This is a genomic window from Pseudomonas sp. GW821-FHT09H03 (assembly GCF_059415945.1).
This window is the reverse complement of record NZ_JBWKOF010000025.1, coordinates 16516-34639: the sequence shown is the minus strand read 5'-3', so window position 1 is coordinate 34639 and position 18124 is coordinate 16516. Positions and strand designations below refer to the sequence as shown.

At 57.3% G+C, this 18124-nt stretch carries 14 protein-coding genes and 1 pseudogene; 9 read left to right on the top strand and 6 right to left on the bottom strand.

Annotated elements, in window-relative coordinates; genetic code table 11:
• Positions 1-109 precede the first annotated feature (109 nt).
• From AC07OG_RS25180 to AC07OG_RS25165, 4 genes are all read right to left on the bottom strand, one after another.
• Positions 110-1606 (bottom strand): helix-turn-helix transcriptional regulator, encoded by a 1497-nt coding sequence (locus tag AC07OG_RS25180; RefSeq protein WP_495068404.1) that lies wholly within the window; start codon positions 1604-1606, stop codon positions 110-112.
• A gap of 115 nt (positions 1607-1721) precedes the next feature.
• Positions 1722-2807: an RHS repeat-associated core domain-containing protein gene (locus AC07OG_RS25175; protein ID WP_495068403.1), complete on the bottom strand. Its 1086-nt coding sequence runs from the start codon at positions 2805-2807 to the stop codon at positions 1722-1724.
• Between the two features lie 148 nt (positions 2808-2955).
• Complete coding sequence (locus AC07OG_RS25170) at positions 2956-4239, bottom strand: Zn-dependent hydrolase (protein WP_495068402.1); 1284 nt, start codon at positions 4237-4239, stop codon at positions 2956-2958.
• Positions 4240-4381: 142 nt separating this feature from the next.
• Positions 4382-5866 (bottom strand): NCS1 family nucleobase:cation symporter-1, encoded by a 1485-nt coding sequence (locus AC07OG_RS25165; RefSeq protein ID WP_060540454.1) that lies wholly within the window; start codon positions 5864-5866, stop codon positions 4382-4384.
• 550 nt (positions 5867-6416) lie between these two features.
• Here AC07OG_RS25165 and hydA point away from each other — a divergent pair.
• From hydA to AC07OG_RS25145, 4 genes are all read left to right on the top strand, one after another.
• Entirely contained in the window at positions 6417-7856 is a 1440-nt protein-coding gene (hydA, locus tag AC07OG_RS25160) for a dihydropyrimidinase (RefSeq protein ID WP_060540453.1), read from the top strand.
• Between the two features lie 251 nt (positions 7857-8107).
• Positions 8108-9475 carry an NAD(P)-dependent oxidoreductase gene (locus AC07OG_RS25155; protein ID WP_495068401.1) on the top strand — a complete coding sequence of 456 codons (1368 nt, stop codon included), beginning with the start codon at positions 8108-8110 and terminating at the stop codon, positions 9473-9475.
• A complete protein-coding gene (gene preA / locus AC07OG_RS25150) occupies positions 9476-10750 on the top strand; it encodes an NAD-dependent dihydropyrimidine dehydrogenase subunit PreA (protein WP_060540451.1) in 1275 nt (424 codons plus the stop codon).
• Between the two features lie 189 nt (positions 10751-10939).
• Positions 10940-12040: an RHS repeat-associated core domain-containing protein gene (locus AC07OG_RS25145; RefSeq protein WP_495068400.1), complete on the top strand. Its 1101-nt coding sequence runs from the start codon at positions 10940-10942 to the stop codon at positions 12038-12040.
• Here the strand turns inward: AC07OG_RS25145 and AC07OG_RS25140 are convergent.
• Positions 12034-12258, bottom strand: a pseudogene (locus AC07OG_RS25140) (TetR family transcriptional regulator C-terminal domain-containing protein); the annotation flags it as partial. The gene AC07OG_RS25145 and the pseudogene AC07OG_RS25140 sit on opposite strands and share 7 nt — an antisense overlap.
• Before the next feature lie 97 nt (positions 12259-12355).
• Between AC07OG_RS25140 and AC07OG_RS25135 the strand changes: the two are divergent.
• Both AC07OG_RS25135 and AC07OG_RS25130 read left to right on the top strand, forming a co-directional pair.
• Complete coding sequence (locus AC07OG_RS25135; protein ID WP_495068399.1) at positions 12356-13363, top strand: RHS repeat-associated core domain-containing protein; 1008 nt, start codon at positions 12356-12358, stop codon at positions 13361-13363.
• Between the two features lie 171 nt (positions 13364-13534).
• Positions 13535-14590, top strand: coding sequence for an RHS repeat-associated core domain-containing protein (locus AC07OG_RS25130; RefSeq protein WP_495068398.1), 1056 nt, complete (start codon positions 13535-13537; stop codon positions 14588-14590).
• A 55-nt stretch (positions 14591-14645) separates the two neighbouring features.
• Here the strand turns inward: AC07OG_RS25130 and AC07OG_RS25125 are convergent, their stop codons facing one another.
• A complete protein-coding gene (locus AC07OG_RS25125; RefSeq protein WP_495068397.1) occupies positions 14646-15266 on the bottom strand; it encodes a TetR/AcrR family transcriptional regulator in 621 nt (206 codons plus the stop codon).
• Between the two features lie 137 nt (positions 15267-15403).
• Between AC07OG_RS25125 and copC the strand changes: the two genes are divergently transcribed.
• The 3 genes from copC to AC07OG_RS25110 all read left to right on the top strand — a co-directional run bounded on the left by copC (position 15404) and on the right by AC07OG_RS25110 (position 18113).
• On the top strand, positions 15404-15769 hold the full coding sequence (gene copC / locus AC07OG_RS25120) for a copper homeostasis periplasmic binding protein CopC (protein ID WP_495068396.1): 366 nt from the start codon (positions 15404-15406) through the stop codon (positions 15767-15769).
• A gap of 3 nt (positions 15770-15772) precedes the next feature.
• Positions 15773-16630, top strand: a complete 858-nt coding sequence (copD, locus tag AC07OG_RS25115) for a copper homeostasis membrane protein CopD (RefSeq protein WP_495068395.1) — start codon at positions 15773-15775, stop codon at positions 16628-16630.
• Between the two features lie 184 nt (positions 16631-16814).
• Positions 16815-18113: an OprD family porin gene (locus AC07OG_RS25110; RefSeq protein ID WP_495068394.1), complete on the top strand. Its 1299-nt coding sequence runs from the start codon at positions 16815-16817 to the stop codon at positions 18111-18113.
• Positions 18114-18124: the final 11 nt, after the last annotated feature.

Genomic DNA, 18124 nt, shown 5'->3' with positions numbered 1-18124 from the left:
TGGCGACACGCAGGCGCTGCGCACAGACCTGTCGTACTCCGCCAGCGTAAGAGCCGCTACCACCAGTCAAAACATCAATTTGCACCCTGCTCTCTGGTGCATTTGCACCTCAGCGCTGGCCCTTGGGCCGCCACTCGCTGGAGAACAACCCACGCTCACGCGACCAGACAATCGCTTCGCTGCGACTGTGCACGTCGAGTTTGGAGTAGACCGTCGCCACATGATTGCGAACCGTGTTCGGCGCCAGCTTCAGGCGCGCGGCGATTTCCTTGTCGGCCAGACCTTCGCAGATCAGGCCCAATACGTCGCGCTCGCGCGGGGTCAGGTCGGTGAAGGACACGCTGGGCAACCTCGGCGTGTTGACGCTTCTCACATTGGCCAGCTTTTCGATCAGCGTGCGGCTGAACCACGAGGTGTCTTTCATCACCTCCTCGATGGCCGATATCAGTTCAAGTTCAGTGCGTTTGCGCTCGCTGACGTCGATCAACACCAACAGATAGCAGGGTCTGTCCTGAATATTCACGGTATCGGCAGACACCTGGCAATCGATCAGCCCGGCGTCTTTTTTACGCACGCGCACATCGACCCGATCCAGGCTTGCGCTCTTCTCCAGCGCTGCGAACAGGCGCGTGCAGGCGCCTTTGTCCTCAACGAAATCAACCTGCGCGATGCTCTCGCCGAGTACTTCCTCGCTGGGGTAACCGAGGGTATCGAGAAACGCATCATTGACGTCCAGGACCACCTGATCACTGGCAGCGCATAGCAGTATTGGCACCGGTGACAAGCGAAACGCCTTGGCAAAACGCTCCTCGCTCTGGCGCAGGGCGACTTCGGCCTTGTGGCGCGGTTCCATGTCCACGAAGGAAAACAGCATGCAGGCTTCTTCATTGAGTTCCAGTGGCTGACCGGCGACGATCACCTGCTTGCTGCCACCGTCGGGCAACTGAAGTTCGGCCTGCATCTGTGGAATGGTGGTCCCTTCACGCAAGCGCTGTTTGGCCAGGTCCTTGTTTTCGGCCTGCTCCAGTACATCGAGCTCATAGGTGGAACTGCCGATCACCTGGTCGCGGGCATAACCGGTCATTTCGAGGAATCCGGAGTTGACCTTGATGTAGCGCAAATCACTGAGCCGGCAGATCACCGCAGGTGCCGGGTTGGCGGAGAAAGTCTTCTCGAAACGCTGCTCGGCGCTGGCCCAATCGGTGACATCGTCCATGATCAACACCAGCGATTCCGGCTCGCCACGGCTATCGGCCAACACCATGCTGCGTACGCGATGGACCCGGCAACGCTCCTCGTCCTCAGCCGACGTCACCATCACCAACACATCGCTGAACGTCTCGCCACGCGCCACGCGGTTGATCGGGTAGCTATCGGCCGGGACCACATGATTGTTGCGATAACGCAGGGCGAAGCGCTTGGCGTAGGCCTTGGCGTCGGCACCCAGATCGCCGACCTGATCGACGCCATGCATCGTCAACGCCGCTTCATTGGCCCAGAGAATGTTCTGTTCGGGGTCGAGCACGATCACCCCGTCGGACAGGCCGGCAATGATCTGCTGCAACTGTCGACGATTGGTTTCGGTGCTCAGTACGTCCTGGCTCATTGCGTCTCCAAAGGTACGAAGGCGCGTACACGCCTGCCTGTGAAGATGTCGACCGTGGGGGGTTGGGATAGTGCAGAGCACATCCTGATGTGGGACTGCTCTCAATGAAATCGTTTTATCTTCGAATATCCATCAGATCGATACCTGTAAATTTTTTAATATACTTTGCGCGATTTATAATCTGACGGTCATACGTCTCAATATAGCTACCCCTTGCGCTATGAACGTAAATATTTCTAACGTGAGATATTGTTGCGTCGAAATGTGCAACGTCCAAAAGGACGTTGCTTTGGTCGTCTATCCAATAATGTGGTTGGTTCGGGTCAGGGTATCGCGTAAAACCATAACCTTCTTTTGCGAGCTCATACGCTTGCTTACTTAAATTTAAATCGGCAAGATCATCATTAACATTGTAATGACCCTGGGGTGGCTGCGAGGCTTCTTTCGCAACGATTACGCATGATAGTTTCTTATTTTCAGCCCTTAGTTTAGCCTCGAGTTTATTTCTACTTAATTTTTTCAACGTTTGCTCACTCATTGCCTGGGATGACGAACTGGCCCCCTCCGTTAGTCCATCGCTGCCTGCCAATGGTCGTGAAATTGCTTTGCCCTTCCTCTGTACTCCTCTTAATGCCTTGACGATAGGCGTAGCAACCTTGGGTATGGGACCGTGCCCCGTCGGGTCTACCCGATTCCTCGGATCGCCCTCGCAATACGCGTATGCGTTTAGCCCTCCTTGCCCAAACGGACTCCAACTGTCCGGACTATTGAACCGCATCAACACCGGATTGAATTGTCGATAGCCATTGCCCAGATGATAATGGCCAGTCACTGGATCCGCTCGCTCGCCATTGAACCCAAGCAGGCTCAGCAAACCATTTTCCAACGGGCGATGGCCGTAAGATGTATAGGCAATGGGATTAGGGCGAGCCCCGTCGAGCGCGTTCAATATCGAGCCTTGATGGTCGCTTGCCAGCAAGGCGGTGGAGAGATTGGCACCCTGGCATTGCTGTTGTGCCAACAGGTGATCGTCATACCGGAAAATGCAATGCTGCACGGCTTGTTGAATTTCGGTGACCAAGCGGCTTTTGCAGTAAAAGCGTTGAACGTTGGCCTGCTGGCATGGGGCGAAAGCTGTCTGTTGATCAAGGGGATCGTAATAGTAGCGACACAATAGGGTTTCACGTTGGGAAGTTGCCATTAACAGAGCTCCGTGCAAGGTCCATACAGCAGCGCAATAGCTTCGGAGATTTTTTTGTTTTTGCCTACTATCAGAACTGCTAGTAAAACGTCGGTCAAAGCAAAGATCGTCCGAAGGGACTGACCGCGTTCGAACGATCTTTTGACATTCAAACCGCCAATACCCCCTTGGCAATGGCTTGCGAAGCCGCCAGCATCGCCCGCAACAACACCGCACAGCCCGCCGCGAGATCATCCGGCGCGGCGTTCTCGATTTCGTTGTGGCTGATGCCGCCTTCACACGGTACGAAGATCATCCCGGCCGGGCCGAGTTCGGCGAGGAAGATTGCGTCGTGCCCTGCTCCGCTGACGATATCCATGTGCGACAGGCCCAGGCCCCGGGCGGCGCCACGAACCGCATCGACGCAGCCCTGGTCGAAGTACAGCGGCGGGAAGTCGGCGGTCGGGGTCAGCTCGAAGGTCAGGCCGTGTTCCTCGCAAGTGGTTTCGATCACCTGGCGCACTTCGGCGATCATCGAGTCCAGCCGGGCCGGTTCCAGATGCCGGAAGTCCAGGGTCATGCGCACCTCGCCAGGAATGACGTTGCGAGACCCGGGATAGGCTTGCAGGCAACCAACCGTGCCACAGGCGTGGGGTTGATGGCCAAGGGCGGCACGGTTCACGGCGCCGACGATCACCGCGGCGCCGACCAGGGCGTCCTTGCGCAGGTGCATCGGCGTCGGGCCGGCGTGGGCTTCGACGCCACGCAGTTTCAGGTCGAACCACTTCTGCCCGAGTGCCCCCATGACGACGCCGATGGTCTTGTGTTCGTCTTCCAGAATCGGGCCCTGCTCGATATGGGCTTCGAAGTAGGCGCCGACTGCATGCCCACTGACTTTACGTGAGCCGGCATAGCCGATGGCGTTCAGGGCTTCGCCGACGGTTACACCCTCGGCATCGACCTTGGCCAGGGTTTCTTCCAGGGTGAATTTCTCGGCGAAGACGCCAGAGCCCATCATGCAGGGGGCGAAACGCGAGCCCTCTTCGTTGGTCCAGACCACCACTTCCAGCGGTGCCTCGGTTTCGACGCCCAGGTCATTGAGGGTACGCAGCACCTCGACGCCGGCCAGTACGCCGAAGCAGCCGTCGAACTTGCCGCCGGTGGGCTGGGTGTCGATGTGGCTGCCGGTCATCACCGGCGGCAGATCCGGGTTGCGCCCGGGCCGCCGGGCAAAGATGTTGCCGACGCCATCGATGCTGACGGTGCATCCCGCCTCCTTACACCATTTGACGAAGGTGTCGCGGGCCTGGCGGTCGAGGTCGGTCAGGGCCAGACGACAGACGCCGCCCTTGACCGTAGCGCCGAGCCTTGCCAGTTCCATGAGCGACTGCCACAGGCGGTCGCGGTTGATGTGCTGATGGCTGGTCTGCAGAACGTCTAGGGCAGCGTTCATAATGATTTCCTCTGGCTGTTCTTATGGATTTGTTCCGACGATACGGTGGTGTTTGTACTGCCGTTTTCGCGAGCAAGCCCGCTCCCACATTTGAAATGCGTTCCCCCTGTGGGAGCGGGCTTGCTCGCGAAGGGGCCATCACTCATACCGCAGATTTCGCAACAGACGGACTGGGCCGCATCACACTCAACCCGTAATAAATCACCCCGCCAAGGGCCGAGCCGGTAAACCAGCCGTAGCTGTAGAACCAGCTGAACACATCGCTGCCCAACGACAGCAGCGTCAACACCACCGGCACCCCGAACGCGATGAAGCCACTCCAGTTCCATGCCGGGTACACGTCATCGCGATAGAGCCCGGCAAGGTCAAGCTGCTGTTTCTTGATCAGGAAATAATCCACCACCATGATCCCCGCGATCGGGCCCAGCAGGCTGGAATAACCGAGCAGCCAGTTGGAATAGACGGTTTCCAGGCTGAGATCCGAAACGATCAGCCCGAGCTTTTTCAGCAGTTCATGGGCCATCAATGCCAACCCCACCAGCCCGGTGAGGATCACCGCCTTGGTGCGGTTGATCGCCTTGGGCGCGATGTTCTGGAAATCGTTGGTCGGCGAGACGATGTTGGCCGCGGTATTGGTCGACAGCGTGGCGATGATGATCAGCGCCATCGCCAAAGCGACCCAGACCGGGCTCTGGATATGGCCGATCAAGGTCACCGGATCGGAGACGGTGACGCCCACCAGTTTCACCGACGCGGCGGTCATCACCACACCGAGGGAGGCAAACAGGAACATGGTCAGCGGCAAGCCGATGATCTGCCCGACAATCTGGTCCTTCTGGCTTTTCGCGTAGCGGCTGAAGTCCGGGATGTTCAGGGACAAGGTGGCCCAGAAACCGACCATCGCTGTCAGCCCGGCGGCGAAGTAGCTGGCGACACCGGCGCCTTCGGGACGCTTGGCCGGGATGGCCAGCAGTTCGGTCATCGACACATTCGGCATCGCCCATACCAGCAGGCCCACGCCCACCGCGACCAACAGCGGTGCGGACAGGGTTTCCAGCCACTTGATCGACTCGGCGCCGCGAATCACCACCCATAGGTTCAGCACCCAGAACACCATGAAACCGATGACCTCACCGGTCCCCCCCAGAGATTTCCAGCCTTCGAACACCGAGCCCAGGAACAGATGAATCGCCAGGCCACCGAACATCGTCTGAATACCAAACCAGCCGCACGCCACCAGGGCTCGGATCAGGCACGGTATGTTGGAGCCGAGGATGCCAAAGGAAGAACGCAGCAATACCGGAAAGGGAATGCCGTACTTGGTACCGGGGAATGCGTTGAGGGTCAGGGGAATTAACACGATGATGTTGGCAAACAGGATCGCCAACAGCGCTTCACCCACGCTCAGGCCGAAGTACGCAGTCAGCACGCCGCCCAAGGTGTAGGTCGGCACGCAGATCGCCATGCCCACCCACAATGCAGTGATATGCCATTTATTCCAGGTACGTTCGCGCACCTTGGTCGGTGCGATGTCGTGGTTGTAACGGGGGCTGTCGAGTACATCGCTGCCGGCTTCCAGCTCAAACAAGCCGTCGCGCTCGGTCACTTGCGATCTGATCTGTTGCATGGCCGCTCCACTGTTCTTTTGATTGTTGTTACACATCAGGGGCTGGCGGCATCAATAAACGTGCCGGATGCCCCGCTTGCGCATCGGGCAGTACCATAAACATTTTGTAAGCAACTGATGTTTATCAGTTTTATTTATTCAGCCATCAACTCCTCGGTTGCTCGTCATGCCACTCAAACCGAATGCCAGCAAGTTGTCCGAACAGTCAGGACTCAATCTGGTGCGTTGAAGTTTTTTTCAAAGTTGCGCAGCAACCATAGACCACCTTCAAACAGCTGATTTCACATAGGAAATCTTGACCATATTTGGTTCCTGTCAAGTGCGTCAAAATGGTGAAGACATGCACCATTTTGCGGATTTGTGATTTTAGTTGTTTATTTTCAACAGGTTAAACCAGATATAAGCTTATAAAAAATAATCTTGCCGATTCCAATAACACCAGCTAGCTTCTATTCCTGACAACGTTGACAGGATTAAACCTGCTAACGATGGCAAACCTATAAAACATCTAGAACCGGCACAAGCCGGTCATGCCTGCGAGGAACTCGGAATGTCTCTGTTGATCCGTGGCGCCACCGTTATTACCCACGATGAAAGTTACCGCGCCGATGTTTATTGCGCAGACGGCGTGATCAAAGCCATCGGCGAAAACCTTGACCTTCCCACGGGTGCCGAGTTACTCGACGGCAGTGGCCAGTTCCTGATGCCCGGCGGCATCGACCCGCACACCCACATGCAACTGCCCTTCATGGGCACCGTCGCCAGCGAGGACTTCTACAGCGGCACGGCGGCGGGCCTGGCCGGTGGCACCACGTCGATCATCGATTTCGTGATTCCCAACCCGCAACAATCCCTGCTCGAAGCCTTCCACCAATGGCGCGGCTGGGCCGAGAAATCGGCGGCGGACTACGGCTTTCACGTCGCCATCACCTGGTGGAGCGAGCAGGTTCGCGAAGAGATGGCCGAGCTGGTCAGCCAGCATGGCGTCAACAGTTTCAAGCATTTCATGGCCTACAAGAATGCGATCATGGCCGCCGACGACACCCTGGTCGCCAGTTTCGAACGCTGCCTGGAGCTGGGCGCGGTACCCACCGTGCATGCGGAAAACGGCGAACTGGTCTATCACCTGCAACGCAAGTTGATGGCCCAGGGCATGACCGGCCCGGAAGCCCATCCACTGTCGCGGCCCTCGCAAGTGGAAGGCGAAGCTGCAAGCCGGGCCATCCGCATCGCCGAAACCCTCGGTACGCCGCTGTACCTGGTGCACGTTTCGACCAAGGAAGCCCTCGACGAAATCACCTACGCCCGGGCCAAGGGCCAGCCGGTCTACGGTGAAGTGCTGGCCGGGCATCTGCTGCTCGATGACAGTGTCTACCGCCACCCCGACTGGCAGACCGCCGCCGGTTACGTGATGAGCCCGCCGTTCCGTCCGCGCGGTCATCAAGAGGCGCTTTGGCACGGCCTGCAGTCGGGCAACCTGCACACCACCGCAACCGATCATTGCTGCTTCTGCGCCGAGCAGAAAGCCGCCGGTCGCGACGACTTCAGCAAGATCCCCAACGGCACCGCCGGCATCGAAGACCGTATGGCGGTGTTGTGGGATGAAGGGGTGAACAGCGGTCGCCTGTCGATGCAGCATTTCGTGGCGCTGACTTCCACCAACACGGCGAAGATCTTCAACCTTTATCCACGCAAGGGTGCGATCCGCGTCGGTGCCGATGCCGACCTGGTGCTGTGGGACCCGCAAGGTACGCGAACCATTTCCGCCAAGACCCATCACCAGCAGGTCGACTTCAACATCTTCGAAGGCAAGACCGTACGCGGCGTGCCCAGCCATACCATCAGCCAGGGGCGTGTGGTCTGGGCCGATGGCGACCTGCGGGCCGAGCGCGGTGCCGGGCGTTATATCGAGCGGCCGGCTTATCCGGCGGTGTTTGATTTGCTGAGCAAGCGGGCTGAGTTGAATCAGCCAGTTGCTGTTAAACGCTGAGAGCGGCCTGCGGCCTATCGCGGGCAAGCCACGCTCCCACAGGGATCCCGGTTGATCGAAATAACTGGGGCAGGCCTGCTCTCACAAGGATCCCGGTTGATCGAAATAACTGTGGCAGCCCAGCTCTCACGGGATTTGTGAACACCCGAGCCCCCTGTAGGAGCTGGCTTGCCAGCGATAGCGTCATCACAGACGCCACAACAACCAATGCCCGACAGAGGCAGAACCTCCATCACCGTGAGGCCATAACCGTGATCAAGACCCTGACCCACCTCCCCCATCCCATTGAAAACGCCGCCGCCCTCGCCGGCCATTTCAGCGACCTGGCGCCGCCGCTCAACGAGCGCCAGGCTCACCTCGAAGCCTCGCGCTGCCTGTATTGCTATGACGCGCCGTGCATCAATGCCTGTCCAAGCGAGATCGACATTCCCTCGTTCATCCGCAACATCCAGCACGACAACGTGCAGGGCGCGGCGCAGAAAATCCTCTCGGCCAACATCCTCGGCGGCAGCTGTGCCCGGGTCTGTCCGACGGAAATCCTCTGCCAGCAGGCTTGCGTGCGCAATAACGCCCAGGAATGCGCTCCGGTGCTGATCGGTCTGCTGCAACGCTACGCCGTGGACAACGCGCACTTCGCTACACACCCGTTCCAGCGCGCCACCGCCACCGGTAAACGCATCGCGGTGGTCGGTGCCGGCCCGGCCGGGTTGTCCTGCGCCCATCGCAGCGCCATGCACGGGCACGACGTGGTGATTTTCGAGGCCCGGGAAAAGGCCGGTGGCCTCAACGAATACGGGATCGCCAAATACAAACTGGTGGACGACTACGCGCAGAAGGAGCTCGACTTCCTGCTGCAGATCGGCGGCATCGAAATCCGCCACGGGCACAAGCTCGGAGACAACCTGACCCTCAGCGAACTGCACCAGCAGTTCGACGCGGTGTTCCTCGGCCTCGGTCTGGCTGCCAGCAAGCAACTGGGTCTGCCTCACGAAGACGCGCCGGGTCTGCTCGCCGCCACCGACTACATCCGCGAACTGCGTCAGGCCGATGACCTGACGCAGCTGCCGCTGGCCGACCGTTGCATCGTCCTCGGCGCAGGCAACACCGCCATCGACATGGCCGTGCAAATGGCCCGCCTCGGTGCCCGCGACGTAAACCTGGTGTACCGCCGGGGCGCCGAGGACATGGGCGCCACTGATCACGAACAGGACATTGCCAAGGCCAATCAGGTGCGCCTGTTGACCTGGGCCCAACCCCAGGAAGTCCTGCTCGACGCCAGCGGCCGGGTGCGCGGCATGCGTTTCGCCCGCACGCATCTGGTCGAGGGGCGCCTGCAGAGCACTGGCGAAACTTTCGAACTGGCCGCCGACGCCATCTTCAAGGCCATCGGCCAGGCCTTCGACAACAGCGCCCTCGCCGACCCGCTGGCCCGAGAGCTCAAGCGTCAGGGCGAGCGCATCGAAGTCGACGAACAGCTACGCACCAGTATCCCCGGTGTATATGCCGGCGGTGACTGCACCAGCCTCGACCAGGACCTCACCGTGCAAGCGGTGCAACACGGCAAACGTGCCGCCGAAGCAATCAACGCACAACTGATGCTTAACGTGGAGGCTGCATAAATGGCCGATCTGTCGATTGTCTTCGCCGGCATCAAAGCACCCAATCCGTTCTGGCTGGCCTCGGCGCCGCCGACCGACAAAGCCTACAACGTGGTCCGCGCCTTTGAGGCGGGCTGGGGTGGCGTGGTCTGGAAAACCCTGGGGGAAGACCCAGCGGCGGTGAACGTGTCGTCGCGCTATTCAGCGCACTTCGGCGCCAACCGTGAGGTGCTGGGTTTCAACAACATCGAGCTGATCACCGATCGCTCCCTGGAGATCAACCTGCGGGAAATAACCCAGGTCAAAAAGGACTGGCCGGACCGTGCCCTCATCGTGTCCTTGATGGTGCCCTGCGTCGAAGAGTCCTGGAAACACATTCTGCCGCTGGTGGAAGCCACCGGCGCAGACGGAATCGAACTGAACTTCGGTTGTCCCCACGGGATGCCGGAACGAGGCATGGGCGCGGCAGTCGGCCAGGTGCCGGAGTACGTCGAGCAGGTCACCCGCTGGTGCAAGACCTATTGCTCGCTGCCGGTGATCGTCAAGCTCACGCCGAACATCACCGACATCCGCGTCGCCGCACGCGCCGCTCACCGTGGCGGCGCCGATGCAGTGTCGCTGATCAACACCATCAACTCGATCACCAGCGTGAACCTGGAACGCATGGTCGCCAACCCCATGGTCGGCAGCCAGAGCACCCATGGCGGCTATTGCGGTTCGGCGGTCAAGCCGATTGCCTTGAACATGGTCGCCGAAATCGCCCGCGACCCACAGACCCGGGGTTTGCCGATCAGCGGGATCGGCGGCATCGGCAACTGGCGCGATGCCGCGGAATTCATCGCCCTGGGCAGCGGCGCGGTGCAGGTGTGCACGGCGGCGATGTTGCACGGTTTCAGGATCGTCGAGGAGATGAAGGACGGCTTGTCGCGCTGGATGGACAGTCAGGGTTACGCCAGCATTTCAGAATTTTCCGGCCGCGCGGTGGGCAACACCACGGACTGGAAGTACCTGGACATCAACTATCAGGTGATTGCCAGGATTGACCAGCAGGCGTGCATTGGTTGTGGCCGCTGCCACATCGCTTGCGAGGACACTTCGCACCAGGCGATTGCCAGCCTGAAGAAACCCGACGGTACCCATGCCTATGAAGTGATCGATGACGAGTGCGTGGGCTGCAATCTGTGCCAGATCACCTGCCCGGTGCAGGACTGTATCGAGATGGTGCCGGTGGCGACGGGCAAGCCGTTTCTGGATTGGAATCATGATCCGAGGAATCCGTATCACGTCGCGTCGTGAAATCAGCGGCGCCTTGACTGACGCCATCGTCGCAACGCCGCCCGGACTTGGTCCGGGCGGCGTTGCGACGATGAGGCCAGCAACTACAGCGCCGACCTCAAGGCCTCACACCTATCAGTTCTGCTAGTAGACGCCTCTCCAAAAATGCCCGAGGCTTAAACCAACGAGCTGCCAAAGGGAACTGCGCCCATGACTTCGATGAAATTGCTGCGTCAATATCACTACGACCCACTGGACCGTCTGACGGGCGAGACTTCGGCTGGTCGGGCGAGCACGCAACGTTTCTATCAGGAAGACGACCTGGTGACCGAAATGGGGGATCAGGTGCAGCTGTCGATCCTGCGTCATGGGGAGGAACCACTGGCCCAACATCAGACCGTTTCCGGTGTTGATGACACGACGCTGCTGGCAACCGATCGAGCGCATTCAGTATTGCAAACTCTTGCAGGAACGAATCGCCAGCAGAGGGTTTATACCGCTTATGGGCATCGAACTGGCGAAAGTGGTTTGAGCAGCTTGCTGGGGTTCAATGGTGAGGCCCCTGATGTGATAACCGGTCATTATCTGTTGGGACAGGGAACGCGTGCTTTCAATCCGGTTTTGATGCGTTTCAACAGTCCGGATGAGTTGAGTCCTTTTGATTCAGGTGGAATAAATCCGTATGCGTATTGTGGGGGAGATCCGATCAACCGTTACGATCCGACCGGAGAGTCGTGGACGTGGTTACGATTTTGGAATCGCGGGAATTCATCTAGTAGCGCAATAGATCTAAGCAATAAGGTTTCGGTTATTGTTGGCCCCAAAAGCAGCCCCGTTTTCAGCAACCCATCCTCAATAATTGAATCCACAACTGCAAGCGCTGCAAGAACACCCCCACCGACAATATCCACCCGGCCTGATACCACCTCCCTGAAACCCAGCAGCTCACAACTGCTAGAAATACTGCCATCGGAGGGCGCAACCAGAAAGTCGGCACCAAAAGTAAACAATCGAACCCCCGTACAAGAACACCGCCGCCAAAAATACACCTCGCTAGCAACAAACGCACGCATATATGACGCACTTAAGCAACAAGGAAAACTTTCAGGACTCCATGCCCACGCTAGGCTCCTGGATAACTACATTTCTGCTGACCAAGCATTAACAGCACTAATTAAATCTGCTAATCCTACCCCAAAAAAAATTGCTAATTTTACCGCGCGGCGCCGACATGCCCGACAACGCATCAAAGAAGATTTACTCAGGCAATACGATGAAGCGAGGAGCATCCGCGAAAATGAACATCAATAGCTTATTTCAACCAAAACCAAAGCGTGTGAGAGACTCACTCGCTTTGGTTCCAACCCAATCCCCCGCAAAATCAACCCGGTCACCGTCTGCACCGCCCGCTCGAACTGCATATCCGACAGCGGCTGGTGATCGTTGAGAATACTCACCTGATGATCAAAGTCAGCGTAATGCTGGGTCGAAGCCCAGTTCATATACAGTAGGCTGGAAGGCTCCAGTGTGCAGGCTTGACTCGCCTACCTATCAGTTCTGATAGTAGACGACACCCCCAAAATGCCCGAGGCTCAATCAAACGATCTGCCAACGGGAACTGCACCCATGACTTCGATGAAGTTACTGCGTCAATATCACTACGACCCACTGGACCGCCTGACGGGCGAGACTTCGGCAGGTCGGAGCACACAACGTTTCTATCAGGAAGACGACCTGGTGACCGAAATGGGGGATCAGGGGCAGCTGACGATCCTGCGCCAGGGGGAGGAACCACTGGCCCAACATCGGACCGTTTCCGGTGTTGATGACACGATGCTGCTGGCAACCGATCGAGCGCATTCAGTATTGCAAACTCTTGCAGGAACGAATCGCCAGCAAATGGTTTATACCGCTTATGGGCATCGAACTGGCGAAAGTGGTTTGAGCAGCTTGCTCGGGTTTAATGGTGAGGCCCCGGATGCGATAACCGGTCATTATCTGTTGGGACAGGGAACACGTGCTTTCAATCCGGTTTTGATGCGTTTCAACAGTCCGGATGACTTGAGTCCTTTTGATTCAGGTGGAATAAATCCGTATGCGTATTGCGGGGGAGACCCGATCAACCGCTACGATCCCACCGGAAAATATTGGCAATGGATCCGGTTTTTGGGTTTTCACCACTACGATGCAGGAATGAATCTAATCAACAATAAGATTTCGGTTATTGTCAAAAATCCGATAAACCATTCTCGATACCAAAAAACCACTAAAACAAACCTCGCAACAGCGAAGCCGTTTGAATACGACTTGCCACCGGTAAAAAAACACCCAAGCAGAGTCGACAAACCTAAGTCTGTGCGTGGAAAACAAAATAGAACTCTTATAAACGACGCTTTACGATACGATGAAATAAAAAAAACCAATGACATCACGACCGTGGCCACGGAAGAAATGAAATCTAAATACTGGAACGCAACTGAGGAGCTAAGCAGACTCCCCAAAACCAAAGACACCAGTTCAAGGCGCCATAAATTAAAACAAACAATAAGCTGGCAGTCAGCTCGAATCAAACAACTTAGTGTCTTTAATTACCACAAGGAAATTAAAACCTCCCAACATATCAGAGGCAAATAATGGCAGTTGCGCCACAGTTACATTAGTTCTTCATGCACCGGCAGAGCTCCGATTCTTTCATCTTGGTCCACTTGTACAGATTGACGCGCCTACCTATCAGTTCTGCTAGTAGACGACACCCCAAAAATGCCCGAGGCTTAAACAAACGATCTGCCAACGGGAACTGCACCCATGACTTTGATGAAGTTACTGCGTCAATATCACTACGACCCACTGGACCGCCTGACGGGCGAGACTTCGGCAGGTCGGAGCACACAACGTTTCTATCAGGAAGACGACCTGGTGACCGAAATGGGGGATCAGGGGCAGCTGACGATCCTGCGCCAGGGGGAGGAACCACTGGCCCAACATCGGACCGTTTCCGGTGTTGATGACACGATGCTGCTGGCAACCGATCGAGCGCATTCAGTATTGCAAACTCTTGCAGGAACGAATCGCCAGCAGATGGTTTATACCGCTTATGGGCATCGAATAGGCGAAAGTGGTTTGAGCAGCTTGCTGGGGTTTAATGGCGAGGCGCGGGATGCGATAACCGGTCATTATTTGTTGGGGCAAGGAACACGCGCTTTTAATCCGGTTTTGATGCGTTTCAACAGCCCGGATGAACTGAGCCCATTTGATGCAGGAGGTATTAACTCCTATGCCTACTGCGAAGGTGATCCCGTAAATTATTGCGACCCTACCGGCAACAGCATGATCCGTCAAACGGTGATTGTAAGACACAGAAGCAACACCGTTATTGTCGCCCCACGTAAAACAATTGAAGCAACACCCGCAACCATTGCAAGAACGCCCTCACTGACAATATCAACTCCACCTAGTACCGGCTCCTCCTCGGCACTTTATAAACCAAAAAACTCACCCTTCGCCCCGCGAGACGAGCAAACAAGTGAATGGCATAGACCCCGTTTAAAAGATGAATCAGACCCACGAAAAATCAAGGAACGAGAACGTTATCGTCAAACTAAAAACAACCGAACAAAAATCGCACACGAATTTGACTTACTTAGGAAAAAAGGAAAAATCAATAACTTCCGCCCAAGCTATGAGCGTCTAGAAAGATACAACTCCGATACGATGGCTTTAAGTAACTATAAAAACTCCGGACAATCTAATGACGCCGAGAGAAGAAAATTGCGTGCCCGCGTCAACGTTAGCCGAAAGCTCGCCAAGAGCGATGTGGTGCATCAATACAGGCTCAGTAGAAATCAGGAGATTCGCACTTAATAGAACGAAAGCAGCTAATTTTAACTAAAACCAAAGCGTGTGAGAGTCTCACACACTACGGCTCCAACCCAATCCCCCGCAAAATCACCCCGGTCACCGTCTGCACCGCTCGCTCGAACTGCATGTCCGACAGCGGCTGGTGATCGTTGAGAATATTCACCTGATGATCAAAGTCAGCGTAATGCTGGGTCGAGGCCCAGATCATGTACAGCAGGCTCGACGGTTCCACCGCCAGGATGCGTTTGTCCTCCACCCACTGGCGGATCTTCGCTTCTTTCATCTTGGCCCAGTCGTACAGGCTTTCGTCCAGGGCCGTGCCCAGGGTCGGTGCGCCATGGATGATTTCGTTGGCCCAGACTTTTGAGCCATGAGGCCGGCTGCGCGAATGGTTCATCTTGGCGCGGATGTAGCTGCTGAGCACCACCCGGGGATCGTCGAACAGCTCGAAGCACAGGGCGTCCTGCTTCCACACTTCCAGCAGGTCGAACAGTACGGCGCTGTACAGTTCGGTCTTGGTGCTGAAGTAGTAATGCAGGTTGGAGCGCGGCAGTTGCACTTCGGCGGCGATGTCCGCCATGGCGGTACCGCCGAAGCCCTTTTCGGCGAAGACTTTTTCGGCGCCCAGCAGAATTTTTTCGACGTTACTGCGACGAATCTCGATCTTGTGATTGCCCATGAGGGCTCCCCGGCAACAGCGTTGATCAAGACTAACACCCGCTCTGGATCGCGGCGACAGGGGAACAGGAAACTTCGTGTCGCCGCCGTCTGTGGCTAAACTGGGCGCATTTGCAATTGACCTGTGAGGTACTCTCGATGCTGCTCAAGAACACCCTGACCGCCGCTGCCCTGCTCGGTTCCTTGCTCAGTGTGACTTCGGTGTGGGCCCATGCTCATCTGAAGAGTCAGACCCCGGCGGCCGACAGCACCGTCACCGCACCGACGCAATTGCGCCTGGAGTTTTCCGAAGGCGTCGAAGCCGCTTTCACCAAGGTCATCATCAGCAAGGAAGGTAGCAACGTCCCGGTGAAAAATCTCGACACTGAAGGCAACGACAAGAAGACACTGATCGTCACACCTGCTGCGCCATTGACGGCGGGTGCCTATAAAGTCGAATGGCACGCCGTGTCGGTCGATACACACAAGAGCGAAGGCGCCTACAGCTTCACGGTTGGCCAATAATCGATGACAACCGCGCTGGTGCTGTGTCGCTTCCTGCATTTCATTGTGCTGTTGTTGCTGTTCGGTTCCTGGTTTTTTCGGCCGTTGCTGCTAGGCCGTGAATCCACCGTGGATCAGCCGCTTGCGCGTATCGCCCGCTGGCTGGCCGTGCTGGCGCTGGTCAGTGGCGTCGGTTGGCTGCTGCTGATCAGCGCCAGCATGGCCGGGGCCTGGGAGGCGGCGCTCGATCCATCGACACTGCACCTGGTACTGGACAAGACCTTTTTCGGGCAAGTCTGGCGCTGGCATCTGTTTTTCAATGTGCTGTTGCTCGTGTTGTTGTGGACGCCATTGCGGGCCAGCCCTGCCCCGCGCCTCATCCTCGGTGGCCTGCTACTGGTTACGCTCGCCCCGGTCGGCCACGGCGCAATGCTCGAAGGCAACGAAGGCCGGTTACTGATGCTCAACCAGCTCATACACCTGCTCTGTGTCAGTGCCTGGCTCGGAGGGTTGATGCTGCTGGTGCTGATCCTGCGGCAACCTGCCGGGTATTCGATCCGCCCGGTCTTGCAGCGTTTCAGCGGAGTCGGTTACGCCCTCGTTGCCGGTTTGCTGATCACCGGAATGATCAATGTGCGTGTCCTCACTGGCACATTCTGGCCAACGCCGCTGTTCACCGGGTTCGCCTTGATTCTGCTGATCAAGGCCACGTTGGTGGTCGCAATGTTGGGCCTGGCGTTGTTCAACCGTCTGCGGATCAATGACTGTGAAACGCGCCATGACGCCTTGCGTAGCAGCGTGATCCTGGAGTGGCTATTGGGGTTGGGCGCGGTGGCGGCGGTTTCTTTGCTCGGTACCCTGCCACCGATGGTTTCGGGGTGACGGCTCTCCTTCTGCAGAAGAGGGATTGCTCGCTGGGCAAGGAACACCATTGCAATCTGACTTCCACAAGTCATCGTATAACTTCTGATTGACATCCCGCCGAATTCCCGCAAATATCGCCACCAATGTTGTACGACGACGTATAACAAAAAATAAAAACAACAAGCTACAAGGGAGCGTCACAGTGAGCAAACCCGTCCGCCATTACTCCGCCCGTAGTCCACGTCCTGCCTTCGTCCGTCGCCATACCCTGAGCCTGATTGGCTGCAGCGGCCTGGCCCTGGCCCTGCCCATGAGCAGCCAGGCCGAAGGCTTTACCGATGACGCCAAGGTCAACCTGAACCTGCGCAACGCCTACATCAATCGCAACTACGTCAACCCGGCCTACCCCCAAGGCAAGGCCGAAGAGTGGACGCAGAACTTCATTTTCGACGCCAAATCCGGGTACACCCAAGGCCCGGTAGGCTTTGGTGCGGACGTGCTGGGATTGGTATCGGTCAAGCTCGATGGCGGCAAGGGCACCGGCGGCACGCAGTTGTTGCCGATCCATGGCGATGGCCGCCCGGCTGACAGTTTCGGCCGCCTGGGCGTGGCGCTGAAAGGGAAAATTTCGAAAACCGAACTGAAGGTCGGCGAGTGGATGCCGGTGCTGCCGGTCCTGCGTTCCGACGACGGTCGTTCGCTGCCACAGACCTTCCAGGGCGGTCAGTTGACCTCCACCGAAATCAGCGGCCTGACGCTGTATGGCGGCCAGTTCCGCCAGAACAGTCCGCGCAACGATGCGAGCATGCAAGACATGTTCATGAACGGTAAATCGGCGGCCTTCACATCGGACCGTTTCAACTTCGGCGGCGGCGAGTACGCCTTCAACGAAAAACGCACACAGATCGGCGTGTGGTATGCCGAACTCAGCGACATCTATCAACAGCAATACTTCAACCTGAGCCACAGCCAGCCAATCGGCGACTGGACCTTGGGGGCCAACCTCGGTTATTTCATCGGCAAGGAAGATGGCAGTGCCCTGGCTGGCGACCTCGACAACAAAACCGCCTTTGCCCTGCTCTCGGCCAAGTACGGCGGCAACACCTTTTATGTCGGCCTGCAAAAACTCAGCGGCGACGATGTCTGGATGCGTGTCAACGGCACCAGCGGCGGCACCTTGGCCAACGATAGCTACAACTCCAGCTACGACAATGCCAAGGAGAAATCCTGGCAGGTGCGCCACGACTACAACTTTGCCACCCTCGGCGTGCCGGGCCTGACCCTGATGAACCGCTACATCAGCGGTGACAACGTGCACACCGGGGTCATCACTGACGGCAAGGAATGGGGCCGCGAATCGGAACTGGCCTACACCGTGCAGAGTGGCGCGCTGAAGAACCTCAACGTGAAATGGCGCAACGCGAGCATCCGCAAGGACTTCAGCACCAACGAATTCGATGAGAACCGCATTTTCGTCAGCTATCCGATTTCGTTGTTGTAAACCCCGGGGAT